Here is a 25,730-nt window from a genome sequence, read left to right as displayed (position 1 = left end):
CTGTGAATGAAAAGGGATTTACACTGATAGAAATGTTAGTCGTCATGCTCGTCATCTCCATCCTGCTGTTGATCACCATACCGAATGTGACCAAGCATAATCAAAGTATTCAAAAGAAAGGATGCGAAGGGTTAATTAATATGGTTCAAGCGCAAATCACGGCTTATCAAATGGATCATGACGGGAAAACGCCGAGTAGGGCGGACCTTGAATCTGAAGGTTACGTGAAGAAGAACTTAAAGTGCCCGAATGGGAAAGCAATTAAAATTTCAAACGGCAAAGCACAGGCTGATTGACGGTTATGAATCAAAAAGGATTTACGCTTTTGGAAAGCCTAACTGTATTGATGATCGGTTCCATTATGCTCTCTCTTCTCTTTGCCGCACTGCCTCCCGTTTATGAAAAAAGAGTTGTTCAGCACTTTGTCTCACAGCTTGAAGAGGATCTGCTTTACGCACAGCAGACAGCTCTCGTCCGCCATGCGACGGTTAAGGTGCAGTTTGACTTTGCCGGCTGCCGCTATATTATTAAGCACGCGGACGAAGGCTCATCGCCTAAGCTGGTCAGGACATACAGTTGCCATATTGCGTTCAAAAAAGCGACGCTCAAGCGAACTCTTACTTTTAACCCAAGCGGAGTTCCGAATCAAGGGGGGAAAATCGTGATCGATACACAGCACGCCTCTTTTGCACTGACGATCTATTTAGGAAGCGGAAAGATTAATGTGCAAAAAAAATAGAGGCTTTACAACAGTTGAAGCTGTTTCCGCATTGGGCATTTGGGTCATGATCACCATGTTATTGATTCCTATGGTTCATCAGTTGTCTTTGCAGCGCGGGGCATCTGAAAAAGAAGAAGAGGCATATCGCATATTGGATGAAAAGATCAGCCGCTACACACTGACCGGACGGTTTCAGCCTAAAGAAACTGTGCTTTACCGAAACACATCTTACTTTATTGAATGGAAGGAGCAGGGAGATGATTATGAAGTATGCATCTCCATTAAAAAAAGAGACAGTCAAAGGCGTTGCTTCACCATTTTGCGGTCAAAAGGGATTTACCCTTCTTAATGTACTGGTTTCCTTAATGGTGTATATGTTCATTGCAGGAACGATGGCCTCGATATTTCATCTGTTTTTATCCCCGGAAAGAAACGGTGCGGATATTCACCCGCGCGAATGGACGATTACTGCCGAGCAAATATTGAAGGAATGCAGGAACTCGGTTGATCTAAGAGTGGGCGACGATCATCAGTCATTGGAAATGACAAATCGCCAAGGTGCCGCCGTTCGCTATGAGAAATATCAGACAGTTATTCGAAAAAGAGTCAATGGAAAAGGTCATGTGCCGCTTTTGCAACATGTCAAACACATGAGGTTTGTGATTGAAGATCATCTGCTGATCCTTGAAGCGACAAGTTTAAGCGGCAAGTCATACCGTAAGTCCATTCCGCTCTATCATATGTAAAAGGTGATCACGTGAAAAATTCAAAAGGATTCATTTATCCGGCTGCTGTTTTCACAGCTGTGATTTGCATGCTCTGCGCGGGTCACTCAGCTGTTTTATTATCGAATCAACGAATGTTTGCACAGCAAACAAAAGAATTTCATATTCAGCAAAACCTACTCCAAAATGGAATGCTCCATGCCTTGTCTCATATTCACGAAGAGACAAAAGAGAAAATTCAAAAACAGCATGGCTTGATATCGTATACTGTCAATCCGGCTCATCAGCGGCTCAAGCGAGTGAAGATAGAGGTAACGACAGCTTCCGGCACAGAAACGAGCGCTGAATTTCAATATGATTTGAGCACTAAGAAAATCACACAGTGGAAAGAATATTAAAAATTGTGTGTCGGAATCATGAAGAATGTATAAAAAAAGATTCGTATGACAACACTTCAACTGACAGAACTCCCCAAGAGGTGATGTGATGAAAACGAACGATTATGTTAAATATATGACGGAACAGCTCGTAAAATATATGGACACGCCTAAGCAGGAAAGAAAAGAAATGAAAGAAAAACGTAAAGAATCAAAGCCGCCGTCCAGGATATATCAATGGTTCGGCATTCTTCCTCTTGGGTGTATCATGTTTTTTAAAAGGCATAAATAAAGACAAGCCGCTTTCTACTGCAAAGCGGCTTATTTATATTCTTCCACAACGACGACTTTGTTGATTTTGTGTGTCACAGGTTCAAATGAAATTGTAACAAATACTCCGAAATTTTTATTTCCTTCACTCAATGTGACATGGTATTGTTTGACCGCTTCATCCGCCCGCTTTCGATCCCATACTTTTTTCGTGAGACGCACTTCTGCTTCCGGATACCTCTTTTTTGCTTCCTCAACCGCTTTTTCTTCCCACTTAGACATGCGGGCTGTTTCGTAAGCTGCCGCATGGGCATTGAGCGGCCCAATGCTTGCAAGCAGTAAAAAAGAGCATAACATAGCATTTTTCAGCACGGGGCATCATCCTTTCTATCCTATTTTTTCCTTGTCAACAGTGTTTATACAAAAATGAAGAAGAAATTATGTACTTTATAAAGAACTTCAAACTTTTCAAAAAGATGAGAATTTGAGAGATTTTTTGAGGAATTAAACGAAAACGTTCTGTAAAACGAACTTAATCGACTATTTTGATAGTTTTCAAATGGCACATTTGTTCTTTATACTCTAACTATCAAGTTCTTTAAAACGAACGAGCGGAAAAAGCCATTACATACTCGCTAGGAGGGTAGTCATGATCCGATTATCTCGAACTAGGAGATCCCGAAAAAGAGCCGGAAAAAACATCATCGTTTTTCAAACGCTGCTGATCATTTATCTTTTAATTGGATTGGGGAGTCAGCTGTCACAGCATACAAACGCATCATTTCACGATGTGGAAACATACAGCATGACAATGAAAGCGGCCTCTTCATTTCCTCAAGATGGGAAACAGTGGGACGGGAGCAATTTGAAGCTTCAAAAACAGACAAAGACGAAAGGAACGGTCTGTGCACCGCTGACATTGTTTGCAGAATATAAAAACCGCGGCAGCCAAATCGCCGACTCTGAATGGAAGTGGGAGCTGCATAAACTCGGTAATGCCAAAAAACCGTTAGAGGACGGGACTGTGATCGATAAAGGCGCGTTCAAAAAAGAAGCCGAAAAGAACATCTACCGGATAGAGTCAAAGCGGGCGGCAAAAGGAGGGCTCTACGCATTTAAATTGATTAAGCCTGAAGGCCATCCCGATGTGAAAAAGGGCAAACCTTTTATTTGGTCAAATGTGATGAAGCTTCAAGACTGTAAAGAAGAAACACCGAAGCCGCCTAAAAAAGCATCAGAAAAGCCGAAGCAAACAGAACAGACAGAAACACGGGAAAAGTCTGAACAGGACATAGAGAAAACACCAAAGAGCAGTGAATCCGTAGATAAAGAAAATAGAAAAGAAGAAAATTCATTAGAAAGCGGGGAAGCGTCATGAAACATGTGATCAAATGGGTCAGCAATATCTTATATGTGATTATTTTCACACTCATCATCGCCGCGGTCATCGTCGTAATTTCGACAAAGTCGTCCGGCGGAGAGCCGCAGCTCTTCGGCTATCAATTGAAAACGGTTTTATCCGGTTCGATGGAGCCGGAGTTTAAAACAGGTTCTGTGATAGCCGTTCAAAAGATTGAAAATCCCGGGTCTTTGAAAAAGGGAGATGTCATTACATTCATGCAAGACGAAAACACCATGGTTACCCACCGAATTATCGGTATAACAAAAAATAAATCAAACCTCATGTTTAAAACAAAGGGTGACAATAACCAAAACCCTGATTCCGATCCGGTGCTGGCGGAAAATGTTGTCGCTAAGTATTCGGGCATTACGGTTCCGTATGCCGGGTATTTGCTGGATTTTGCAAGTAAACCGATCGGCACAGCCATATTGCTGATCGTGCCGGGACTCTTGTTGATTCTTTATGCAGTGATTACTGTATCCGCGGCTTTAAGAGAGATTGACCAAAAAACTAAGGCAATTGAAGCCGCCGGGAAAGATCAATCAGTTTCCATGTAATCTTCGTTGGTCACCTGAACATTCAGGTCTCCATATATACAGATTTTCTTATTATAAAAGGAGGAGTTATCAATGGGTACAAAGAAAAAACTCGGATTAGGCGTTGCGTCTGCTGCGCTTGGACTGGCATTAGTAGGAGGAGGAACTTGGGCTGCGTTTAACGACATCGAAACAACTCAAGCAACTTATGCAGCAGGTACACTTGACCTGAATGCGAAAGATACATCTGCAAGAGTGAACTTGTCCAACTTAAAACCTGGCGACAAATTCACTAAAGATTTCGAATTCAAAAATGACGGATCACTTGCGATTAAAGAAGTGCTGATGCAGGTTGGCTACAGCAATTTCGTTGACGGAAACGCGAAAAACGGCGGAAAAAGCACAGCGGAAGACTTCCTGAAACAATTTAAAGTCAGCGTTCTGACTGTCGGAGTTGAAGGCGGAAACGGCTATCCTAAAAACATCATTTTAGATGAAGCCAACCTTTATGATCTGTACAATATGTCCGCGAAAAAAGATAAGGCCGCGTACGAAAAAGTGAAGAAAGCAATCGAGCCAGAGTTCCTGCATGACAATGGCAAAATCAATGTAGCGACAATCAACGGAAAAACGGCGCCTGAATACGACGGCATTCCGAAAGATCCATATGACTTTGACAAAGTTCAATTGGTGATTGAGTTCGTCAATGACAAAACAACAGACGCCAGCGGCAGAATGGTACAGAACAAATATCAAGGAGATTCTGTGCAGCTTGACTTCTCATTCGAAGGTACTCAATGGAACGGCTTGACAATCGACGGCAAAAAACATGCCGATGAAAAAGGTTATGTAAAAGAGAACGAAAGAGCGCACAGTGAAGATAAATAATGGTGCAATTTAAAAAACGGATCTGTATGATCCGTTTTTTTATGTTCATGAGGAATCGGCTTATTCAGCGTAAAAAATGCCAAAGGGAGTAAGATATGTTTCCCTTACTCCTTTTCCTGTCTTTTCTTCCACTTTTGATAATCTAAAAATTCTCGAAATTGTTTTTTAGAAACCCCTGATGCCATAGCGTCACGAACTAGATTTTCCCATTCACTATCTAATTGACCATCGTATTCGGTTTCATCTTTCTCATTGAGCAGGGTATGAACCGAGACGTCCAGAACAGCGGAGACTTTTTCTAGAAATTGAATGGAGGGGTTTGTTTGCAAGTTTCTTTCTATTGAACTTAAATAAGACTTCGCTACCCCAGCCTTTTCAGCTAGTTCAGATAGTGAGTAGCCTTTTTCTTTTCGATATTGTTTAATACGCTGGCCAATCAATGTCATCACCTTCCTTTCGATATTATAGCACATTCAGAAAGGATTTATTGAATGACTTCTTTCAATTGATGCGGAAGGTTTTGAAGACTTCTTACCCAAATTGAGAAAAATACGTATATCGTCTGGACTAATGCCTTGTTCAAGAGCGTGTTTAATCAGTTCTGTCCACTCCTCATCCAATTCTTCTTTCTCATTTTTATCTTTATTCATACATTTCCCCCCCAAAATACTTCATTATGTATTTCAGACAACCGTGTTGTGATAAACAAAGATAAACCCCGAGACTCAACACTTTACCAAGCTTGTCCAAATGGTGTTACGAAAGTTCCTCCTATCTCTTTAGTTCTATTATAAGTCCAGCTCACTGAATAAAAACAAGAATGTTGTCGAATCGGAAAAATTATCCTGAATTTTTTTTGTGCAAATAAAATAATCCCCCGTTTTGAACTTTAATATCGATTTTAGGCTCGTAAAGCGTTTGGAGAGCCTTTTTCTCAATTTCGTATTCCTCCGGTTTTTCTTCAGTATCCTCGTAAAATTGGTTTAAAAGTGACAGGTCGTTATTCCAGCGTTTCAGGGAAGCTTCAGCCCAATCAAGCGGCTCGCTTCTGGCCGCCTGTTCGATATAGCGCTCAAGCCGTTTAATGCCGCTTTCCGGCTTAATCAACGGCGACATCGTGTAGCAGTAGTCAGAGATCTGTGAAGAGAGATCTCGGGCCTCCATTTGTTCTTGAAACGATTCGACCAGCTGACCGCTGATTAAATGAAGGCCGAGAGACAGAAGCTTATCTTTTTTCATGTCGGATTGGTACGAGATCGTCACATTCATGCCGAGCCACGGTTCCAGGGAAATATGGGCTCCATCGGAACGGATTTTCTCATAAAGGCGAATAAATTTGCCGTTTTTTTGCACGGCCTGGAAAATTTGAAAAAGTCTTGGTGATCCAAAATGAATAAACTCACCTTCGATATCGGAAGGGGCCTCGTCTTCATTCGTGATCAGCGTGATTTTCATCGGATTAGGTTCTCCGCCCGTCTTTTCGAGCCAGTGCCAGTAAAACGGCCTGTTCATAATCTGTTTATCGACTTCAACCGTCAGCTGCACAGTCATATGGCCTGAACTTTTGTCGGTGATCGTGCAGCCGTTTGCGATGAAAAAGCGTTCTAAAAACAGATATATTTCTTCCTGACGCATTTGATTTTAGCCTCCGATCTGTTCTTGGTTTGAAACGGCTTCATTTCCGTATGAAATGAAAGAGGTTAAGTTTTCCATTTTAATCTTCATTTCCTCGTCTGTCGCGGAGTAAAAGAGAATGTCATGAAGGTGGTCTTCAAAATTGCCGACCTCGATTTTTGTTAAAATATCATCCAAGTCTCCGACGACTTTTTCGAACAAATGGATCTTTTCATAGAGAAGTTTTAAAATATGCTCTTCTACGGTATGCTTTGTTGCCATGTTGTAAATGTAAACATCGCGTTCCTGGCCGAGCCGGTGAATCCGGCCGATCCTTTGTTCGAGACGCATCGGGTTCCACGGAAGGTCATAGTTGATGATTTTATTGCAAAATTGAAGGTTGATCCCTTCACCGCCTGCTTCAGTCGCGATCAGAACTTGAACTTTGCCCCTGAACAAATCTTTCATCCAGTCTTTCTTTCCTCTTTTAAATCCGCCTCTGAACGGTACAGAACTGATGCCGTTCTGCTGGAGGAACCATTGCAGATAAATCTGCGTCGCCCTGTATTCAGTAAAGATGATGACTTTGTCATCGAGTTCTTGAATGAGCTCAACAACTTTCAGCGCTTTTGAATTTTGCGCGACCTCGTTGACCTTTTCGATCAAATGGTGGATGACAGGTTCGGAGATCACCGGCGCTTCGCGATCCTTTCGGTCAAGCATGTTTTTCAGCGTCATATAGACAGCTTCTCTGCTTGAACAGCATTCGCGCTCCAATGTCATGATTGAGAACATGCTTGATGAATGCTGATGACTTGTCTTCAGCTTTTTAATCTCGTCATACAAAGCCTGTTCTGTAGGAGAAAAGGAAATGGGCACGGTTTCGACATGGCGCTTCGTCCAGGTGATGCCGGTATCATGCCGTCTGTTTCTGATCATGACTTTATTGATAAGGGACTTTAAGCGTTCATGCGCTTCAGCTGAATTGATCTGTTTTGTATAATCTTTGTTGAAGTTGCTTTCATTTCCCAAGTGTCCGGGTTTTAGCAGGGAAACGAGATTAAATATTTCGTCGATCTTGTTTTGGATGGGCGTCGCCGTCAGCATCAGGCAATATTTTTTCTTTAAGCTGCGGACAAACTCGTAATTTTTTGTTTTATTGTTTTTCAGTTTGTGAGCTTCATCAATAATCACCACATCATACTGGATCGACAAAACCGTCTCCCTGTGCGGCGACCGCTTTGCCGTGTCAAGGGAGGAGACGACAACATCGCACTGCTCCCAGACATAGCTTTTTTTCTGTTCCACGGCCGGAATTAAAAACTTTTCCCGCAGTTCCTTCACCCATTGCGAGACGAGCGAGGCGGGGACGAGGATTAAGATTTTCTTGGCCAGCCCGCGAATCATGTATTCTTTTAATATCAGCCCAGCCTCGACCGTTTTGCCGAGGCCCACTTCATCCGCCAAGATGGCTTTTCCGTTCATCTGCTCGACTACCTTCCGGGCGACTTCGAGCTGATGGGGAAGCGGGGTGAAGCCTGGGAGGTGATAAGGGGCCTGCAAGCCTTCAAACGTCGGAATCGCAAGCCTTTTCTGCACTTCACAGGAAAGCTTGTAAAGCTCCCAATTCGCCCATGGTCCGTCTTCATCAAGGTGCTTTTTGAACTGTTCCGGCCACTCGTTGTCGAAATGAATGTCTGGTCTCATCACTAATGCCGCCTTTCTCTTCTGAGATTCAAATGTTCTTTTTTAAAAGAAAATATTGCGTGAAAAAAACGGATTTTACTAACAAATAAACAAAACACGAACATTCTTATTTTAAAATAATAAATTGTTAATGATTTTTCCTGTTGCCCAATTGTTGTGATGATGGTAGGATATTTGTAGATCATCAGTAAAAAAATCATAAGCTTTATATAGTATGTCCATGAAAAGAAATGAATATGAGCGAATGACAGCAAGGGGAGAGACCGATAGCGGGAAACCTTAAAGCGGCGCCGAAGGAGCAAGCTGGGGAAACAGTGAATCTCTCAGGCAAAAGAACTCTTGCTTGACGCAACTCTGGAGAGAGTTTGTATCATATGATGTTTTAACAAACCACCAAAGGGGACATCTTTGCTTTTGATGCAAAGTAAACTTTCAGGTGCCAGGACAGAGAGCCTCAGAACTGACAAAGGGGCTTCTCTGTCCTTTTTTGTGCCGTCCAAAGCGGCGGAACCATCCAGGTGATGTTGGAATCTTTCTTGTTTTCTGATGATTGGCAAACTTGTTTTTAGTTTGAAAAGCGAAGGGGGAAGCAGAATGCTTAAACGAACGCCTTTATTTGACCTTTATAAGGAATATGGCGGAAAAACGATTGATTTTGGCGGCTGGGAACTGCCTGTTCAATTTTCTTCAATTAAAGAGGAGCATGAAGCCGTCAGGACGAAAGCGGGGCTTTTTGACGTCTCACACATGGGGGAGGTCGAAATCACAGGAACAGACAGCCTTCCGTTTTTGCAAAAACTGTTGACAAACGATGTTTCGACACTGAAAGAAGGCGGTGCCCAGTATACGGCCATGTGCTATGAAGACGGCGGAACGATCGACGATCTCCTCGTCTATAAAAAAGCGGCCAATGTCTACATGCTCGTCATTAACGCAGCCAATATCGACAAAGACGTCGATTGGATGAACAAGCACCAAGAAGGAGACGTTTCGGTTCGAAACGTGTCTGGCGAGGTTGCGCTGCTTGCCCTTCAAGGACCGAAGGCCGAATCGATTTTAAAACAGGTCGCAGATAGCGATCTTGCCGGGTTAAAGCCATTTACGTTCAGGGATGATGCGGCGATTGGCAGCGTGCAGGCGCTTGTGTCCAGAACGGGATACACGGGAGAGGACGGCTTTGAGATTTACTGCCGGAGTGAAGATGCAGCCTACATTTGGAAGCTGCTTCTTGAAACGGGCAAGGATTCGGGATTAGTGCCGTGCGGCCTCGGGGCCAGAGATACGCTGAGGTTTGAAGCGAAGCTGCCGCTGTACGGACAAGAGCTCTCAAAAGATATTACACCGATCGAAGCCGGCATCGGATTCGCCGTCAAAACAAACAAAGCCTCGGACTTCTTCGGAAAAGCCGTCCTGGCAAGCCAAAAGGAACATGGAGCGGACAGAAAGCTCGTCGGCCTTGAAATGATCGATAAAGGCATTCCAAGGCACGGCTACGCCGTCTATTATCAAGGCGAACAAGCAGGCGAGGTGACAACCGGCACACAGTCGCCGACCTTAAAGAAAAACGTCGGCCTCGCATTGCTGAAAAAAGAAGCCTGTGCCCTCGACACCGTCGTTGAAGTGGAAATCAGAAATAAGCGCTTGAAAGCCAAAATCGTGAAAACCCCATTTTACAAACGGCAGCCGTAAGTTTGCCAAGGCCGTGAAAGGAGACTGAAGATGAAGCACCGTTACCTGCCAGCTACAGATCAGGATAAAAAAGAAATGCTTGAGGCAATTGGAGTCGAGAAGATCGAAGAGCTATTCTCCGATATACCCGAAAGCGTTAAATTTAAAGGGGAATACCAAATTAAAAAGGCAAAGTCCGAGACTGAGCTCACAAAAGAGCTGACGAAACTCGCGGCTAAAAATAAAGATACAGTGATGCACGCCTCTTTTTTGGGAGCGGGCGTATACGATCATTACCAGCCCGTCATCGTGGACCACGTGATTTCGCGGTCGGAATTTTACACGGCTTATACACCGTATCAGCCTGAAATTTCTCAAGGGGAGCTCCAGGCGATCTTTGAATTTCAAACGATGATTTGCGAGCTGACGGGCATGGATATCAGCAACTCGTCGATGTATGACGGGGGAACGGCATTAGCCGAAGCGGCAATGCTTGCTTCAGGACATACAAAAAAGAAAAAAATCGTCGTTTCGGAAACCGTCCATCCCGAATCGCGCGAGGTTTTAGTAACGTATGCGAAAGGACAGTACATCGACGTGGTAGAAGTCCCTGCCAAAAACGGAACAACAGATCTTGCGGCTCTTGATGAAGCCGTCTGCGAAGATACAGCAGCAGTGATCGTCCAATACCCTAACTTTTTCGGGCGAATTGAGCCGCTGAAAGACATTGAACCGATCGCCCATAAAGGGAAAAGCATGTTCATCGTGTCCGCCAATCCGCTGGCTCTCGGGCTTTTAACACCGCCCGGGGCACTGGGAGCTGACATCGTTGTCGGGGATGCCCAGCCGTTCGGAATACCGGCCGCTTTCGGCGGGCCGCACTGTGGATTCTTTGCAGTCACGAAAAAATTGATGAGAAAAGTGCCTGGCCGTCTCGTCGGTCAGACGGAAGATGAAAACGGGAAAAGGGGATTCGTTCTCACCTTGCAGGCGCGCGAGCAGCATATCAGACGGGATAAAGCAACATCAAATATATGCTCCAACCAGGCGCTCAATGCGCTTGCCGCATCAGTCGCCATGACGGCGCTCGGCAAAAAAGGCGTCAAGGAAATCGCATGGCAGAACCTGCAAAAAGCGGCTTACGCAAAAGAAGCAGCTAAACGGGCCGGTCTTGAAGTCGTGTTTGACGGGCCGATGTTCAATGAGTTTGTCGTCAGGCTCAATGAACCTGTCGAAAAAGCGAATGAACGCCTGCTTGAGAAAAATATTATCGGAGGCTACGATCTCGGCGCTTCATATCGGGATTTAAAACAGCACATGCTGATCGCCGTGACAGAGCTCAGAACAAGAGAGGAAATCGATACACTCATGAATGAATTGGGGGATCGCCATGAATAATCAGGATCAATCGCTTATTTTTGAAGTATCAAAAGAAGGGCGGGTCGGCTACAGCCTTCCTGAGCTTGACGTCCCTGAAACAGATGTGACAGACGTCCTTGACGAAGCGTATCTCAGAGATGAACCGGCAGATCTCCCCGAAGTGTCTGAGCTTGATATTATGCGCCATTATACGGCTTTATCGAGGCGCAACCACGGAGTGGATTCGGGCTTTTATCCGCTCGGTTCATGCACGATGAAGTACAACCCGAAGATTAACGAAAAAATCGCGAGAATCCCAGGACTTTCTGCGATCCATCCGCTCCAGGATGAACGGACCGTGCAGGGTGCGCTGGAGCTCTTGTACGACTTGAGCGAGCATTTGGAAGAGATCACGGGGATGGATGAGGTCACCCTTCAGCCGGCTGCGGGTGCGCACGGCGAGTGGACCGGGCTGATGATGATCCGCGCGTTCCATGAGGCAAACGGCGATCATAAAAGGACGAAGGTCATTGTACCTGATTCGGCCCACGGTACAAACCCGGCGTCTGCGACTGTTGCCGGATTTGAAACGGTCACCGTCAAATCGAATGACGACGGTCTTGTTGATCTCGAAGATTTAAAGCGTGTCGTAGATGAAGAAACAGCCGCGTTAATGCTGACTAATCCAAATACGCTCGGCCTTTTTGAAGAAAATATTTTAGAAATGGCTGAAATCGTCCATAAAGCCGGAGGAAAGCTGTACTATGACGGAGCGAACCTGAACGCCGTTCTCAGCAAAGCAAGGCCGGGTGACATGGGATTTGACGTCGTCCATTTGAACCTTCACAAAACCTTTACAGGACCGCATGGAGGCGGAGGACCTGGATCAGGCCCTGTCGGCGTCAAGAAGGAATTGATTCCGTATTTGCCGAAGCCGGTGCTGGTGAAAAAAGACGGCCGTTATACCTTTGACCATGACCGTCCGCATTCGATCGGCAGGGTGAAACCTTACTACGGAAACTTCGGCATCAATGTGAGAGCTTATACGTACATTCGTTCAATGGGGCCGGACGGGCTCAAAGAAGTAACGGAAAACGCCGTTTTAAATGCGAATTATATGATGAGAAAGCTTGCTCCATACTACGATCTGCCGTTTGACCGGCACTGTAAGCACGAATTTGTGCTGTCGGGAAGGCGCCAGAAAAAGCTGGGAGTCAGGACGCTTGACATCGCAAAGCGGCTTTTGGACTTCGGCTTCCATCCGCCGACTATCTATTTCCCGCTCAATGTCGAGGAATGCATCATGATTGAACCGACAGAAACAGAGTCTAAAGAAACGCTCGATGCGTTTATCGATACGATGATCCAGATTGCAAAAGAAGCGGAGGAAACGCCTGAAGTCGTTCAGGAAGCACCGCATTCAACCGTTGTGAAACGCATGGATGAAACAAAAGCTGCGCGGAAGCCCGTGCTGCGTTATGAAAAATGATAAGAAGCCGGCGGATCGATTTCGCCGGTTTTTTTGTAAAAAAAACATCTTTATGTAAACGGTTTATGTACTGAATGATAAGGATTTCTCTCGTATTAAATAGTAAATTCATCAAATTTAAAATTAAAAATAAAAATTACATTGTAAAACGTGATAGTTTCAATGTTTTTATCAAATATAATGGTTTAATTTGCCTTAAAAGAAGAGGATTATGGAGTATTTAAAAGGATTCACAAGGGTAGAGAGTGACAACGATGAATATGAAGGTTTGATACAAAATGACAGTGAATATGCCGTTTGTCTCATATGTTACATAAATGTTACGGTATATTAGATTGCTTCATACGGGAGGAGAAATATGAATTCAGACGAAAAGCCAATCAAGATAAAAGTAGAAAAAGTGTCTAAAGTTTTTGGGAAAAATACAAAGAAAGCAACGCAGCTGCTTGCCGATGGCAAAACCAAAAAAGAAATTCTGAAAGAAACCGGGGCGACCGTCGGGGTGAACCAAGCGGATTTTAGCGTGTATGAAGGTGAGATATTTGTCATCATGGGTCTATCAGGGAGCGGTAAATCAACCTTGGTGCGGCTTTTAAACCGGCTGATTGAACCGACTGCAGGACATGTGTACATAGATGGTGACATGATAACAAATATGTCCAAAGACCAGCTTCGGGAAATCCGCCGGAAAAAAATCAGCATGGTCTTTCAAAAGTTCGCTCTGTTTCCGCACAAAACGATTCTTGAAAACACAGAGTACGGATTGGAACTGCAAAAAGTCGATAAAAGTAAACGCCGGATAAGAGCTATGGAATCATTAAAGCTTGTCGGTCTTGAAGGATATGAACAGCAATATCCGGATCAGCTGAGCGGCGGGATGCAGCAGCGCGTCGGGCTTGCCCGCGCATTGACGAATGATCCGGACATTCTGCTGATGGACGAAGCGTTCAGCGCGCTTGACCCGCTGATTCGCAAAGATATGCAGGATGAACTCCTCGATTTGCATGAATCAGTAGGCAAAACGATTATTTTCATTACCCATGATCTTGATGAAGCGCTGAGAATCGGCGATCGAATCGCATTGATGAAAGACGGAAACATCGTTCAAATCGGTACGCCGGAAGAGATCTTAATGAACCCGTCAAATGAATATGTTGAAAAATTCGTTGAAGATGTCGACTTGTCTAAAGTGCTGACAGCCGGTCATATTATGAAACGCGCTGAAACCGTACGCGCAGACAAAGGGCCGCGCGTCGCTCTGACGCTGATGAAAAACCTCGGGATTTCCTCAATTTATGCCGTTGACAAACACAATAGGCTTCTTGGTTCTGTTGATGCTGAAACAGCTAAAAAAGCAGCCGAAAAAAGCCAGACGCTGGAGAGCGTCATCTCGAGAGACATTACAACCGTGGAAGAGAATGCGATCCTGACGGATATTTTTGAATTGGTCTCTGATGCCAGCATCCCGATTGCTGTCGTCGATGAAAAACAGCGGATGAAAGGGATCATCGTCAAAGGCGCGTTAATCGGAGCGCTTGCCGGAAATGACCGGTATATTAATGCACATTCAGATCATGAACCAGCTCATGAAACTGTTGTTCAGGAGGTGAGATAATGTTTACTTTATCATCGCTTCCCCGCATTCCTTTAGCCGATTGGATCGATCAGTTTGTTGACTGGCTGACGGTGTCGTTCGGCGGGGTATTTAACGGAATTGCCAGCGGAGTGGAATCGTTTGTTGATGCGATTGTCCAAGGCCTGGGTTTTGTTCCGCCGGTTATTTTGACCGTTATCTTTGCCGCGCTCGTCTGGCTGATCAGCAAAAGAGGCATTGCGCTGTTTACTTTAATCGGATTTTTTATCATTGATTATTTAGGATATTGGGACGCCATGCTCCAGACATTGGCGCTTGTCGTCACATCCGTTCTGATTTCTGTCATTATCGGCATTCCGGTCGGAATCTGGGGCTCCCAAAAGAAAACGGTTCGGAGAATCGTTACGCCCATTCTTGACTTAATGCAGACGATGCCGGCATTCGTTTATTTGCTTCCGGCCATCTTCTTTTTCAATATCGGGGTTGTGCCGGGTGTTGTCGCTTCCGTTATCTTTGCGATGCCTCCGACAATCCGGATGACAATCTTAGGAATTCAGCAGGTGCCGGAAGATCTGATTGAAGCTACAGAAGCATTTGGTTCAACGACAAGCCAGCGGCTCTTTAAAGTGCAGCTGCCGCTTGCGACGAGAACCATTCTGGCCGGTATCAATCAAAGCATCATGCTTGCGTTGTCAATGGTCGTTATTGCATCCATGGTAGGTGCGCCTGGACTTGGAGAAGAAGTTTACCGGGCTGTTACCCAGCTGCAAACGGGTACCGGTGTAGAAACCGGGCTTGCGATTGTTATTATTGCGATCGTACTTGACCGGGTTACACAAAATATAAAATTGAAAAAAAGCAGGGGGAATGCATAATGTGGAAAAAGATAGCGGGAATCGGCACTGCAGCAGTACTGACATTGGGTCTGGCTGCCTGCGGAAGCAGCAATAATAATGAAAACGCGTCTGTAGGCGATCAAGTCAGTTATAAAATTACCGGCATTGATCCTGGAGCGGGCATTATGAATGCAACGGACAAGGCGCTCAAGGATTACAATCTCAGCAAGTGGGCTGTAACATCAGGCTCAAGCTCAGCGATGACAGCCGCATTGAAAAAAGCTTACGATAAAAAAGATCCGATCATCATTACGGGTTGGACACCGCATTGGATGTTTGCAAAATACGATCTCAAATATTTGAAAGATCCAAAAGGTTCTTACGGCGATGCCGAAGAAATCCATACTGTTACGCGCAAAGGATTCAAGGACGATCATCCGGGCGCACACAAGCTGCTCAGCCAATTCAGCTGGACAGAGGATGATATGGGAGAAGTCATGCTTGCCGTTCAGGAAGGCAAAAAAGCGGAAGAAGCTGCAGCAGATTTCGTAAAAAAACATCAAGACCTTGTTAAGAAATGGACAAAAGGCGTCGATAAAGCGGACGGCGAAAAAATTAAGCTCGGCTATGTGGCATGGGACAGTGAAATTGCGAGCACAAATGTCATCGCAAAAGTTCTTGAAGACTTAGGCTACAACGTGACGCTCAGCCAAGTAGAAGCAGGCCCGATGTGGACTGGAATTGCAAATGGAAGCGTCGATGCTTCACTTGCTGCATGGCTGCCGCAAACGCATAAAACATATGCTGAAAAATACAAAGGCAAATACGAAGATATCGGTACAAGCATGACAGGCGTAAAAATTGGCCTTGTCGTTCCGACATACATGAAAGATGTCAATTCAATCGAAGACTTGAAAAAATAACGAACAAAGCCGGCGAACCCATTTCGTCGGCTTATTTTTATTTGAAGGATCATCTGCTCCGCCTGTTTTGATTGTCTGCAGGATATGCTAAAAAAAATCCTAAAACGCAAAGACGCTTTAGGATGTTGGCCGCAACTGGAGACAGCTGCGGTTATTAATTTTTCGTTTTAATTTTTCCGCCCCATTTTTTGAACCCGCCTTTCAGGTTGTAAATCTCCTTACAGCCGTGTTTGCGGAGCGTTTGGGCGGCTCTTCCGCTTCTGACGTTGTTTTGGCAGTACAGGTAAACCGGTTTGTCAGGACGGATTTCGCTTTTTCTTTGCTTAAGCTGTGAAAGCGGAATGTTTCTCGCACCCAAAATGTGGCCGCCTTCATACTCGTTCGGCTCGCGCACATCGATGAGTTGCGCTTTGCGATAGCCGGCCCGGAATTCTTCTTCTGTCAAGGTTTTCATAATGCGCTGCTGATAGATGTATGAAACGACCGCGTAGATGATGAGCGCGGCGCAAATCAAGAGAATGATAATGCTGCTGGTAGACAATCTGATCCGACTCCTTTTTGAATTCATCCCGTCTGATAATCGGGAGATTTTTAACGATATGTTAAGACAAATACTATTATAGTAAAGCCTCAGAAATCTGTCATCTGATTCGCCGAATTTATTTTCAATTTTAAGAGGGAATGGTAGACTTATTTTATACCAAAGAAAAAGAGGGTAGGTTATGGAAAAAGAAATATGGCGTTTTATCGATTCGGGACGACAGGATCCCGCTTTTAATATGGCGCTCGACGAGGCGCTCCTTTATTGGCACAGCGAAAATAAGATTCCGCCGACCATCCGCTTTTACGGCTGGAATCCGCCAACGCTTTCAGTCGGCTATTTCCAAAATATCGAAAAGGAAATCAATCTGGATGCCGTCAAAAAACACGGTTTAGGCTTTGTGAGAAGGCCGACCGGCGGAAGAGGCGTGCTCCATGATCAAGAGCTGACCTACAGTGTTATTGTGTCTGAAGAACACCCGGAAATGCCCAAGACGGTGACGGAAGCGTACCGCGTCATCTCAGAAGGTATTCTTGAAGGCTTCAGAGAGCTTGGACTTGATGCGTATTTCGCCATACCAAGAACGGAAAAAGAGAAACAGAGCCTGAAAAACCCGAGATCTTCCGTCTGTTTTGACGCGCCGTCGTGGTATGAGCTCGTTGTCGAAGGCAGAAAGGTCGCAGGAAGCGCCCAGACGAGGCAGAAAGGAGTCATTCTCCAGCACGGTTCGATCCTTCTTGATCTGGATGAGGACAAGCTCTTTGATTTGTTTATTTACAAAAATGATCGTCTCAGAGAGCGCATGCAGAGAAACTTCAAACAAAAAGCGGTCGCCATCAATGAGCTCGCAAAAGAAAAAATCACGATTGAAGAAGCGAGCAATGCTTTTAAAAAAGGGTTCGAAAAGGGGCTTAACATTCATTTGGAGCCTTATGAACTGACAGAAGAGGAAACGGAATTTGTCGCCGATCTCGCCAGAACGAAGTATGCGGCAGATGAATGGAATTATAGAAGGTAATCGGGTGAAAACGTTATCCCGTTGCTTGTTTTTTACATGCACATAGTGTAAACTTGTTATGATTTGAATAGGTGTGATTTGGAGGGATTTGATGACAACACCGAGTATGGAAGATTACATAGAACAAATTTATATGCTGATTGAAGAAAAAGGATATGCAAGGGTCTCAGATATAGCCGAAGCTCTGGCCGTCCATCCCTCCTCGGTTACAAAAATGGTTCAAAAACTCGATAAAGACGAATATTTGATTTATGAAAAGTATCGCGGCCTCGTGCTGACGCCTAAAGGGAAGAAAATAGGCAAACGTTTAGTATACAGACATGAATTATTGGAGCAGTTTTTACGAATCATTGGTGTTGACGAAGAGAAAATTTATGATGATGTCGAAGGAATCGAGCATCATTTAAGCTGGAACAGCATTGACCGTGTCGGAGATCTTGTGCAGTATTTTGAAGACGACAGCAAAAGAATCGACGATTTGAGAAGCGTCCAAAAAAGAAACGAACAGGAAAATCAATAAAAGCCGCCGGGTAACGGCGGCTTCAGATTGTTGACAAAATCCCAAAACGACTTTTAGTTTTGGGATTTTGTCATCCCTTCAGCGTGATTGAAAACCCTTGCAGTCTAGGAAGGCCGAGCATCGGAGCGGAGCGAATGTTGGAATTCGTGAGCACCGACGCGCAGGCCTGACAACGAATGCGAGGGTTTGTCGACACGCTGAAGCCGCCGGGTACCGGCGGCTTTTCTCTTTCCGTATCAGTTTTTCCGTTTGCCGCTTTGTCTCATGGTCTTTTTTTTCTGTCCGTTTCTTAAAATGGTGTAAAGCCATCTTTTAAGGGAGGGAGATCGCGATGTACATCGACGGGGTTTTTTCAGGCGGCGGTATGAAAGGGATTGCACTTGTGGGGGCATACGAGGCGCTTGAGAAACGGGGCTTCCGATTTAAAAGGCTGGCCGGAACGAGCGCCGGTTCGATTATTGCCTCGTTTATCGCGGCAGGTTATACAAGCGCGGAGATCCGTCAAATGATGGAAGAATTAAATGAAAGCGAGCTCCTTGACCCGAGATTTTCACTCTTGCCTTTGAAAATGCTGCAATGGGCATCGATTTATTGGCGGCTCGGTTTATATAAAGGAGATAAACTGGAAAACTGGATTTCCGAAAAGCTGAAAGCGAAAGGCATTTCAGTTTTCGGGGATCTTGAACAGGGAAAACTGAAGTTGATCGCCTCCGACTTATCGAATGGCAAGATGCTTGTGCTGCCTGACGATTTAAACAGATACGGCTTAAACCCAAGGCGTTTTTCCGTCGCCAGGGCGGTCCGGATGAGCTGCAGCATTCCTTATTTTTTTGAGCCGGTGAAGCTCAAGTCCTCCAGCGGCATCAGCGTTGTCGTAGACGGCGGAGTTCTGAGCAATTTTCCGATGTGGCTGTTTACAACAGAAAAAAAACGGCCGGTATTGGGGATCACGCTGATGCCCAATGAAAAAGAGAGGCCGAAGAAAACGATTAAAAATGCGTTCGAACTGTTCGGGGCGCTGTTTGAGACGATGAAAGAGGCGCATGACGCCAGGCACATTGCCACAAAACATGAGCGCAACATCATTTTTTTACCTGTTGAGGAAGTCCTGTCGACTGAATTCGCGATGTCGGCAGAAAAAAAACTAGCTCTAATCGAGCTAGGAAAAAAACGAACAGAATTATTTTTGAAACAGTGGACGTTTTAAAAGAAAGCCCTGTTTTTCTTTTTGCTTTTTTTGCCTTCAATCACTGTCAGCTGAGTCTGGCTTTTTTTCTTCACCAATACCGGCTTCGATTTATTAATAGACGGTACGCTTCTCAGATGATTAACCTTGCCTTTTATAGAGCGTTTTTTGTGATCTTGAAAACGCTTGTTGGATTGCTTGGCTGCTTTCTTAAAAGCGGCTCCTTCACTGCCCATATCGCGATTGGAAATGCGCCTGATCACGAAATAAATGATGGCGCCGACCGCTGCAAAAACAACCAAGTATTGGAGCAGGCGGCCCGGACTTGTGACGGCGAAATAGACAAACCCAAAAATTCCAAACGCAATAATTAAAGCTGAGACAGGATGTACGCGTTGCTTCATAACTGTCCACCTCCCAAAAAATTAACCAATTCGTTGCATTACATTACGATATTAGAAGGTTCCTTCTGTTCGTCCTCTGCTTTGGTCTCCATATGAAGAAGCTCATTGAAGCTTGCGATGGCGACTTCCACCTGATCGTCAGACGGCTCTTTCGTTGTTAAAAGCTGCAGCCACAAACCCGGATAGCCGAGCACCTTCAATACGGGGATGTCTCTCAGTTTGTTTGTCAGCTGCAGAACTTCAAATGAAATGCCGAGAACGACGGGTATCAGTGCGAGTCTATTCAAAATACGGACCCAGAGAGGGTCAGTAGGAACGAGCAAGTAAACAAACATGCCCACGATGACGGTGAATAAAATAAAGCTGCTTCCGCATCGGTAGTGCAGTCTTGACTGCCGCTGAACGTTTTCAACCGTGACCGGCAGATTTTGCTCGTAACAGTTTATGACCTTGTGTTCTGCTCCGTGATATTGAAAAACTCTTTTAATAAAAGGAGTGCATGATATGGCGTAAATATAGCTTAAGAGAAGGAGCAGCTTAAAAAAGCTTTCGATCATAATCTGCGCGACGTCCGACTGAAAGACCGGACGGGTGAGCTCCGCTAAAAAAACGGGCACGAGCGTAAAAATAAACTTGCTGAACAAAAAAGACAGGACGCCGACTGCGGCGAGGCCAAAAATCATCGTCAGCTTGGACGGCTTCTCTTCTTTCAATTGATCGTCTAAAGAAGGATCGAGGTCATAGCGTTCGCTCGAAAAATTCAAGTGCTTGGTGCCGTTCGCGCTTGCTTCAATAATCGCGATAATCCCTCTGAGAAAAGGAATTTTTTTAAATTTTTCAAGCGCCGGATTGGTTTTCCGAGGCAGCTTAAAAAATTCAAGGCTTCCGTCTTTTCTGCGGATCGCGGTTACATAATGGCGCCTGCCGCCGAACATAACGCCTTCGACGACAGCCTGCCCTCCGTATGCGGGCTGTTTTGTTTGATTTGACATTTGCATCAACCTATCTGTATCAATCTATGAGTACATTAACCATTTCCTTACACCTATTGTACAGGAAAAACGCTGAAACCTCTAGATTGACGGGCTCAAAAATTTAAGAAATTCGAACCTATTACAAAGCCAAATCTAATTAAAGTATACCCTTTTTCATGCTTTTTACACTCGGATCTTAAAAATCCGGGAAAGCTGATGTTGGCGAGGCTGTTTTTGGACATACTGGAAATGGAGGTGATCTGGACTGTATGGGTAATGAAGACAATCAAAAACAGCCGGAAGAGCTTGAGCAAAATAAGCGTGAAACTCCGATGACTTTCATCGGAAGGGTGATCACGACTGGCTTTGTCGGCGGAGTGCTTTGGAGTGCACTCGGTGAGCTTGCGTACCTTTTTAAGTTCTCCGAAGTCAATGCAAACATGATTCTCCAGCCTTTTGTCATCGGCGATTGGAAAAACGGATTTCTCGGGACGTTTATCAGCATCCTGCTGATCGGTGTTATTTCCATCGGAGCTGCCCTGCTTTACTACGGCACTTTGAAGCAGGTCAAAGGCATGTGGGCAGGCATTGTATATGGAGCCGTTTTGTGGGCTGTCGTGTTTTACCTGTTCAATCCGATGTTCCCAGATGTTCAGACTGTGGCTGAATTAAAGAGGGAAACGGTTGTGACGACGCTTTGCATTTACCTACTTTACGGTTTATTCGTCGGCTATTCCATTTCGTTTGAATACAATGAGCTCAATTCTGAAAAGTTGACGCGGGCCCTTGGAGAAACAAGAGAATAGTGCCTGATCAGGAAGCAATATGATAAAATGTTCACTGTAAGTGGACATTTTTTTGCGTGATGAGAAGGGGGAGGCAGAGTTGCCGCATATTTTAATATTGAACGGACCGAATTTAAACCGGCTTGGAAAACGCGAACCCGATGTATACGGTACAGACACATTAACTGATTTGGAACAAAAACTTTTTCAATTTGCCGAAGGCATTCAGATTGAATTGACTTTTTTTCAATCAAACCACGAAGGGGACCTGATTGATGCTCTTCATGAGGCAGAGGAACAATACGATGGAATTGTCCTGAACCCGGGGGCTTTCTCCCATTACAGCTATGCCATCCGCGATGCGGTGGCAGCAATCAGCATACCGGTGATTGAGGTCCATCTTTCAAACCCTCATGCGAGGGAAGAGTTCCGGCACCGCTCGGTCATCGCTCCGGTTGCAAGAGGCCAGATCACGGGACTCGGCTTTGAAGGTTATAAGCTGGCCATCTGTTATTTTATGAACGCAAATAACAAATAGGGGGACTAGTGGACAATGAAACTAAACAAATTGAGAGAGCTTTTCGGCGGTTTGGGTATTGACGGGATTTTGGTGACGAGCAGCGTTAATCTGCGGTACATCACCGGATTTACCGGATCTTCAGGACTGGCGGTCATCTCCGGCGACCAAGCGGTCTTTATTACAGATTTCCGCTATACAGAACAGGCGAAAGATCAAGTCAAAGGCTTTGACATTGTTCAGCATGCCGGCGGAATCGTTCAAAAGGCCGCCGAAGTGATCAAAGAGATGGGGATAAACAAAATCGGTTTTGAACAGGATAAAATGACATACGGAACGTATGCCGCCTACAAAGAGCAGCTTGGCGCAGCTGAACTCGTTCCTGTTTCTCAATCTGTGGAAAAGTTGCGCTTGATTAAGTCTAGTGAAGAGATTAAGATATTAAAGGAAGCTGCAAAGATTGCAGATGATGCATTCAGCCATATTCTGACGGTCATAAAGCCCGGCATCACCGAAATTGAAGTCGCCAATGAGCTCGAGTTTTACATGCGGAGCCAGGGAGCGGATCATTCGTCCTTCGATATGATCGTGGCATCAGGCGTACGCTCAAGTCTGCCGCACGGAGTGGCAAGCGGCAAAGCGATTGAGAAAGGCGACCTTGTGACATTGGACTTCGGGGCTTACTATAAAGGTTACTGCTCGGACATAACGCGTACGGTCGCGGTAGGAGAGCCGGATGATGAGCTGAAACGCATTTATCAAACCGTGTTTGAGGCGCAGGCTATCGGCATGCGGAGCATCAAGCCAGGAATCACCGGGAAACAGGCTGACGCTTATACAAGGGACTACATATCTTCACAAGGCTACGGCGAGTATTTCGGTCATTCAACAGGCCACGGCCTCGGCATGGAAGTTCATGAAAGTCCGGCGCTTTCAGCACGTTCGGACCAGATGCTTGAAAAAGGCATGGTTGTAACGGTTGAACCGGGAATTTACATACCGGGAAAAGGCGGGGTCAGGATAGAAGATGATATTGTCCTGACAGAGGAAGGAAACGAATCCCTTACCCATTCCGCGAAAGAATTAATTATTTTATAATCCGTTTGATTGGAGCAATAGGAGGATAATCATGATTTCAGTAAACGATTTTCGTACAGGATTAACGATTGAAGTAGATGGAGGCATCTGGCGCGTTGTTGACTTCCAGCACGTTAAGCCGGGAAAAGGTGCGGCATTTGTCCGCTCCAAACTGAGAAATCTTCGCACAGGCGCGATTCAGGAAAAAACATTCCGCGCAGGTGAAAAAGTGGCACGCGCCCAAATTGAAACAAAAACGATGCAGTACTTGTATGCCAACGGCGACCAGCACGTTTTTATGGATACGACATCTTACGAGCAGCTTGAGCTGAACGAGAAGCAAATCGAACACGAGCTCAAATTCCTGCTTGAAAATATGTCTGTCCACATCATGATGTATCAGACAGAGACGATCGGAATCGAACTTCCGAATACAGTTGAACTGAAAGTTGTGGAAACAGAACCGGGCATTAAAGGCGACACAGCCTCAGGCGGAACAAAACCGGCAAAAACAGAAACAGGCCTTGTTGTCAACGTACCGTTCTTCGTAAACGAAGGAGATACGCTTGTTGTCAATACTTCTGACGGATCTTACGTATCAAGAGCATAAGAGTAACAGCGGGAAAGAGCCGGCTTCATTGAAGCCGGCTCTTTTTTTGCTGTCTGAAATCTTTTACCTCTCACAGGCCAAATAGAAAAATCGGAAGACTACTTTTTCAATGAGGAGCATAGATTGTAAAAAAAGAGGATGTGTTACTGGAGGTTTAAGATCATGAAGCTTTTCTTTGGACAAGTCAATCCGACGGTTTTGACAATGGCTGCGTTAAGAGTGGTATCATCTTTGATCGAACTGACGGCGGCTGTCGTAATGCTTTTGACAAACGACGTCAGAAAAGCCGTGGCGGTCAACAGTGTGCTTGCGATGGTCGGACCGCTCATCTTTATTATTACAATGACAATCGGCATCTATCAGATTGCAGGGCAGCTTTCTTACGCAAAGCTGATTTTGATCTTTATGGGAGTGGTGTTGATCATCGCGGGGATCTATAAATAGTGACACATGATAAGAGAGACCGACTTGTCATAATGTCTTCCGTTGATCATACATTTTTATAGAAGACAAGCAAAAAGAGGAGGGAGTGTTTTTGCATCACATCACAGAGATTCTCCCCGATACGATCAAACGCGCGCTCAACGGTCTTGGCGACCATGAAATCAATCAGATAGAAGAAATTCGGATTCGGACAAGTCGTCCGCTCGAACTGGTGAACAAAGGAAAGCCACGCTTTCTCCCTTATGCGGCGACGCCTGAAGACTCGGCGCTTCTTTTAAACAGGCTGGGAAATTACAGCATGTATACACTGGAAGAGGAATTGAAAAAAGGATATGTCACGATCAGAGGCGGACACCGCGTGGGGCTTGCCGGCCGGGTTGTCGTCGAAAACGGAGCAGTCAAAGGAATCAGAGAAATATCATCATTTAATATCCGCATTGCCAAAGAAAAAATCGGCATTTCCGAACCGTATGTCCCTCATTTATTTCAAAACTCGTGGCTGAACACGCTGATCATCGGTCCGCCGCAAACCGGAAAAACAACACTGCTCAGAGATCTCGCCAGGCTGATCAGCTCAGGGAGCGGCAACGTGTCTGCCAAAAAGGTGGGAATCGTCGACGAAAGGTCTGAAATCGCAGGTTGTGTAAACGGCATCCCGCAATATCGGCTCGGCGACCGGGCAGACATCCTTGACGCCTGTCCAAAAGCGGAAGGCCTGATGATGATGATCAGATCGATGAGTCCGGAGGTTATGATCGCCGATGAGATCGGAAGAATGGAAGACGCAGAAGCGCTCTTGGAAGCGGTCCATGCGGGGGTGTCTGTCATCGTTTCGGCTCACGGCTCCTCATATGCCGATATCGCCAGGCGTCCATCATTGAAAATGCTTCAGGAGCACCGGGTTTTTGAGAGAATCGTGGAACTATCCAGAAAGAACGGTCCCGGCAGCCTGAGCCGCATCTTGAACGGGAATGGAGAGCCGCTCGGTGCGGCGAAGAGGATGTTATCATGCTGAAGCTTTTAGGTGCCGTGCTTATTTTGGCAGCAGCCACATGGACAGGATTTGAAATGGCGAAGCCTTTCAGGGATAGACCGAAGCAAATCCGCCAGCTGTTGGCCGCTTTGCAGTCTTTAGAGGCTGAAATCATGTACGGGCACACACCGCTCCTTCAGGCGTCAAAGCAGATCGCACACCAGCTTTCCGGGCCGATAGCTTCTTTGTTTCAGACATTTGCAGAACAGCTGGAAAAAGGCAGCGCTTCAGCGGGGACGGCATGGGAAGACAGCTTGGAGAAAGTATGGCCCGAAACGGCTCTCAAAAAGAAAGAATACGAGATTTTACGGCAATTCGGCGAAACGCTTGGCCGTCATGATCTGATTTCTCAGCAAAAACATATCAAACTGGCGTTAACCCATTTAGAGACAGAGGAAGCTGAAGCAAATCTCGCCCAGGCGAAAAATGAAAAAATGGTGAAGAGCCTTGGGTTCTTGTCGGGACTGCTGCTGATTCTTCTATTGATGTAATGAAGAGGGGAGCATACACGA

Annotated in this window: 33 protein-coding genes and 1 riboswitch; of the genes, 25 read left to right on the top strand and 8 right to left on the bottom strand. The window is 45.4% G+C overall.

What is annotated here, in order from left to right; translation table 11 throughout:
- Positions 1–2 precede the first annotated feature (2 nt).
- The 6 genes from comGC to MHH76_RS13290 all read left to right on the top strand — a co-directional run bounded on the left by comGC (position 3) and on the right by MHH76_RS13290 (position 2,115).
- Positions 3–296 carry a competence type IV pilus major pilin ComGC gene (gene comGC, locus MHH76_RS13315; protein ID WP_020452176.1) on the top strand — a complete coding sequence of 98 codons (294 nt, stop codon included), beginning with the start codon at positions 3–5 and terminating at the stop codon, positions 294–296.
- 5 nt (positions 297–301) lie between these two features.
- Positions 302–739 carry a competence type IV pilus minor pilin ComGD gene (gene comGD, locus MHH76_RS13310; protein ID WP_020452175.1) on the top strand — a complete coding sequence of 146 codons (438 nt, stop codon included), beginning with the start codon at positions 302–304 and terminating at the stop codon, positions 737–739.
- Positions 723–1,070 (top strand): competence type IV pilus minor pilin ComGE, encoded by a 348-nt coding sequence (gene comGE, locus MHH76_RS13305; protein ID WP_020452174.1) that lies wholly within the window; start codon positions 723–725, stop codon positions 1,068–1,070. Before comGD ends, comGE begins: the two co-directional genes overlap by 17 nt.
- A complete protein-coding gene (comGF, locus tag MHH76_RS13300) occupies positions 979–1,467 on the top strand; it encodes a competence type IV pilus minor pilin ComGF (RefSeq protein WP_236613657.1) in 489 nt (162 codons plus the stop codon). Before comGE ends, comGF begins: the two co-directional genes overlap by 92 nt.
- Before the next feature lie 11 nt (positions 1,468–1,478).
- Positions 1,479–1,844 (top strand): competence type IV pilus minor pilin ComGG, encoded by a 366-nt coding sequence (gene comGG / locus MHH76_RS13295; RefSeq protein WP_020452172.1) that lies wholly within the window; start codon positions 1,479–1,481, stop codon positions 1,842–1,844.
- 88 nt (positions 1,845–1,932) lie between these two features.
- The gene (locus MHH76_RS13290) at positions 1,933–2,115 is read left to right on the top strand and encodes a YqzE family protein (RefSeq protein WP_020452171.1); all 183 of its coding nucleotides are present in this window, start codon (positions 1,933–1,935) and stop codon (positions 2,113–2,115) included.
- 29 nt (positions 2,116–2,144) lie between these two features.
- Here the strand turns inward: MHH76_RS13290 and MHH76_RS13285 are convergent, their stop codons facing one another.
- On the bottom strand, positions 2,145–2,465 hold the full coding sequence (locus MHH76_RS13285) for a YqzG/YhdC family protein (protein WP_020452170.1): 321 nt from the start codon (positions 2,463–2,465) through the stop codon (positions 2,145–2,147).
- 277 nt (positions 2,466–2,742) lie between these two features.
- On the opposite strand from MHH76_RS13285, the gene tapA reads away from it, so the two are divergent.
- The 3 genes from tapA to MHH76_RS13270 all read left to right on the top strand — a co-directional run bounded on the left by tapA (position 2,743) and on the right by MHH76_RS13270 (position 4,919).
- Positions 2,743–3,471 (top strand): amyloid fiber anchoring/assembly protein TapA, encoded by a 729-nt coding sequence (gene tapA / locus MHH76_RS13280; protein ID WP_020452169.1) that lies wholly within the window; start codon positions 2,743–2,745, stop codon positions 3,469–3,471.
- Entirely contained in the window at positions 3,468–4,052 is a 585-nt protein-coding gene (locus MHH76_RS13275; RefSeq protein ID WP_020452168.1) for a signal peptidase I, read from the top strand. The genes tapA and MHH76_RS13275 overlap by 4 nt, the downstream gene beginning before the upstream one ends.
- A 72-nt stretch (positions 4,053–4,124) precedes the next feature.
- The gene (locus MHH76_RS13270) at positions 4,125–4,919 is read left to right on the top strand and encodes a TasA family protein (RefSeq protein WP_020452167.1); all 795 of its coding nucleotides are present in this window, start codon (positions 4,125–4,127) and stop codon (positions 4,917–4,919) included.
- 104 nt (positions 4,920–5,023) lie between these two features.
- Here the strand turns inward: MHH76_RS13270 and MHH76_RS13265 are convergent, their stop codons facing one another.
- From MHH76_RS13265 to MHH76_RS13250, 4 genes are all read right to left on the bottom strand, one after another.
- Positions 5,024–5,359: a helix-turn-helix domain-containing protein gene (locus MHH76_RS13265; protein ID WP_023855185.1), complete on the bottom strand. Its 336-nt coding sequence runs from the start codon at positions 5,357–5,359 to the stop codon at positions 5,024–5,026.
- Positions 5,360–5,392: 33 nt separating this feature from the next.
- Complete coding sequence (locus tag MHH76_RS13260; protein ID WP_020452165.1) at positions 5,393–5,569, bottom strand: anti-repressor SinI family protein; 177 nt, start codon at positions 5,567–5,569, stop codon at positions 5,393–5,395.
- Between the two features lie 190 nt (positions 5,570–5,759).
- The gene (locus MHH76_RS13255) at positions 5,760–6,554 is read right to left on the bottom strand and encodes a YqhG family protein (protein ID WP_020452164.1); all 795 of its coding nucleotides are present in this window, start codon (positions 6,552–6,554) and stop codon (positions 5,760–5,762) included.
- 6 nt (positions 6,555–6,560) lie between these two features.
- Positions 6,561–8,240: an SNF2-related protein gene (locus MHH76_RS13250; protein ID WP_020452163.1), complete on the bottom strand. Its 1,680-nt coding sequence runs from the start codon at positions 8,238–8,240 to the stop codon at positions 6,561–6,563.
- 244 nt (positions 8,241–8,484) lie between these two features.
- Positions 8,485–8,589, top strand: a riboswitch (glycine riboswitch).
- Between the two features lie 245 nt (positions 8,590–8,834).
- On the opposite strand from MHH76_RS13250, the gene gcvT reads away from it, so the two are divergent.
- The 6 genes from gcvT (at position 8,835) to MHH76_RS13220 (ending at position 16,109) form a co-directional block, all read left to right on the top strand.
- On the top strand, positions 8,835–9,929 hold the full coding sequence (gene gcvT, locus MHH76_RS13245) for a glycine cleavage system aminomethyltransferase GcvT (protein WP_020452162.1): 1,095 nt from the start codon (positions 8,835–8,837) through the stop codon (positions 9,927–9,929).
- 30 nt (positions 9,930–9,959) lie between these two features.
- Complete coding sequence (gene gcvPA, locus MHH76_RS13240) at positions 9,960–11,306, top strand: aminomethyl-transferring glycine dehydrogenase subunit GcvPA (protein ID WP_020452161.1); 1,347 nt, start codon at positions 9,960–9,962, stop codon at positions 11,304–11,306.
- Positions 11,299–12,756, top strand: a complete 1,458-nt coding sequence (gene gcvPB, locus MHH76_RS13235; RefSeq protein WP_020452160.1) for an aminomethyl-transferring glycine dehydrogenase subunit GcvPB — start codon at positions 11,299–11,301, stop codon at positions 12,754–12,756. The genes gcvPA and gcvPB overlap by 8 nt, the downstream gene beginning before the upstream one ends.
- 358 nt (positions 12,757–13,114) lie before the next feature.
- A complete protein-coding gene (gene opuAA / locus MHH76_RS13230; protein ID WP_020452159.1) occupies positions 13,115–14,371 on the top strand; it encodes a glycine/proline betaine ABC transporter ATP-binding protein OpuAA in 1,257 nt (418 codons plus the stop codon).
- Positions 14,371–15,225, top strand: coding sequence for a proline/glycine betaine ABC transporter permease (locus MHH76_RS13225; protein WP_020452158.1), 855 nt, complete (start codon positions 14,371–14,373; stop codon positions 15,223–15,225). Before opuAA ends, MHH76_RS13225 begins: the two co-directional genes overlap by 1 nt.
- A complete protein-coding gene (locus tag MHH76_RS13220; protein WP_020452157.1) occupies positions 15,225–16,109 on the top strand; it encodes a glycine betaine ABC transporter substrate-binding protein in 885 nt (294 codons plus the stop codon). Before MHH76_RS13225 ends, MHH76_RS13220 begins: the two co-directional genes overlap by 1 nt.
- Before the next feature lie 154 nt (positions 16,110–16,263).
- Here the strand turns inward: MHH76_RS13220 and MHH76_RS13215 are convergent, their stop codons facing one another.
- Entirely contained in the window at positions 16,264–16,677 is a 414-nt protein-coding gene (locus MHH76_RS13215) for a rhodanese-like domain-containing protein (RefSeq protein WP_043054396.1), read from the bottom strand.
- Between the two features lie 154 nt (positions 16,678–16,831).
- Between MHH76_RS13215 and MHH76_RS13210 the strand changes: the two genes are divergently transcribed.
- From MHH76_RS13210 to MHH76_RS13200, 3 genes are all read left to right on the top strand, one after another.
- The gene (locus MHH76_RS13210; protein WP_020452155.1) at positions 16,832–17,668 is read left to right on the top strand and encodes a biotin/lipoate A/B protein ligase family protein; all 837 of its coding nucleotides are present in this window, start codon (positions 16,832–16,834) and stop codon (positions 17,666–17,668) included.
- Positions 17,669–17,759: 91 nt separating this feature from the next.
- Positions 17,760–18,188: a transcriptional regulator MntR gene (gene mntR, locus MHH76_RS13205; protein WP_020452154.1), complete on the top strand. Its 429-nt coding sequence runs from the start codon at positions 17,760–17,762 to the stop codon at positions 18,186–18,188.
- 331 nt (positions 18,189–18,519) lie between these two features.
- Complete coding sequence (locus tag MHH76_RS13200; RefSeq protein ID WP_020452153.1) at positions 18,520–19,395, top strand: patatin-like phospholipase family protein; 876 nt, start codon at positions 18,520–18,522, stop codon at positions 19,393–19,395.
- On the opposite strand, the gene MHH76_RS13195 is transcribed toward MHH76_RS13200, so the two are convergent.
- Both MHH76_RS13195 and MHH76_RS13190 read right to left on the bottom strand, forming a co-directional pair.
- Complete coding sequence (locus MHH76_RS13195; protein WP_020452152.1) at positions 19,392–19,778, bottom strand: SA1362 family protein; 387 nt, start codon at positions 19,776–19,778, stop codon at positions 19,392–19,394. The two genes, MHH76_RS13200 and MHH76_RS13195, sit on opposite strands and share 4 nt — an antisense overlap.
- Before the next feature lie 38 nt (positions 19,779–19,816).
- Positions 19,817–20,770, bottom strand: coding sequence for a DUF1385 domain-containing protein (locus MHH76_RS13190; protein WP_020452151.1), 954 nt, complete (start codon positions 20,768–20,770; stop codon positions 19,817–19,819).
- 251 nt (positions 20,771–21,021) lie between these two features.
- On the opposite strand from MHH76_RS13190, the gene MHH76_RS13185 reads away from it, so the two are divergent.
- The 7 genes from MHH76_RS13185 to spoIIIAB all read left to right on the top strand — a co-directional run bounded on the left by MHH76_RS13185 (position 21,022) and on the right by spoIIIAB (position 25,709).
- Positions 21,022–21,558: a YqhR family membrane protein gene (locus MHH76_RS13185; RefSeq protein ID WP_020452150.1), complete on the top strand. Its 537-nt coding sequence runs from the start codon at positions 21,022–21,024 to the stop codon at positions 21,556–21,558.
- 79 nt (positions 21,559–21,637) lie between these two features.
- A complete protein-coding gene (aroQ, locus tag MHH76_RS13180) occupies positions 21,638–22,075 on the top strand; it encodes a type II 3-dehydroquinate dehydratase (RefSeq protein ID WP_020452149.1) in 438 nt (145 codons plus the stop codon).
- Positions 22,076–22,090: 15 nt separating this feature from the next.
- Complete coding sequence (locus MHH76_RS13175; protein WP_020452148.1) at positions 22,091–23,152, top strand: Xaa-Pro peptidase family protein; 1,062 nt, start codon at positions 22,091–22,093, stop codon at positions 23,150–23,152.
- 31 nt (positions 23,153–23,183) lie between these two features.
- Entirely contained in the window at positions 23,184–23,741 is a 558-nt protein-coding gene (gene efp / locus MHH76_RS13170) for an elongation factor P (protein ID WP_020452147.1), read from the top strand.
- A 162-nt stretch (positions 23,742–23,903) separates the two neighbouring features.
- Positions 23,904–24,185, top strand: a complete 282-nt coding sequence (locus MHH76_RS13165) for a YqhV family protein (RefSeq protein ID WP_003183412.1) — start codon at positions 23,904–23,906, stop codon at positions 24,183–24,185.
- 91 nt (positions 24,186–24,276) lie between these two features.
- A complete protein-coding gene (gene spoIIIAA, locus MHH76_RS13160; protein WP_020452146.1) occupies positions 24,277–25,200 on the top strand; it encodes a stage III sporulation protein AA in 924 nt (307 codons plus the stop codon).
- Positions 25,194–25,709 carry a stage III sporulation protein SpoIIIAB gene (gene spoIIIAB, locus MHH76_RS13155; protein WP_020452145.1) on the top strand — a complete coding sequence of 172 codons (516 nt, stop codon included), beginning with the start codon at positions 25,194–25,196 and terminating at the stop codon, positions 25,707–25,709. The genes spoIIIAA and spoIIIAB overlap by 7 nt, the downstream gene beginning before the upstream one ends.
- The last annotated feature ends 21 nt before the right edge of the window (positions 25,710–25,730 follow it).

This window comes from Bacillus sp. FSL L8-0193 (genome assembly GCF_037976065.1).
In the GTDB taxonomy this organism is placed as follows: Bacteria; Bacillota; Bacilli; order Bacillales; family Bacillaceae; genus Bacillus; species Bacillus paralicheniformis.
Note: the sequence above shows the minus strand (reverse complement) of the source record. Positions and strands in the feature narration are given on the sequence as shown.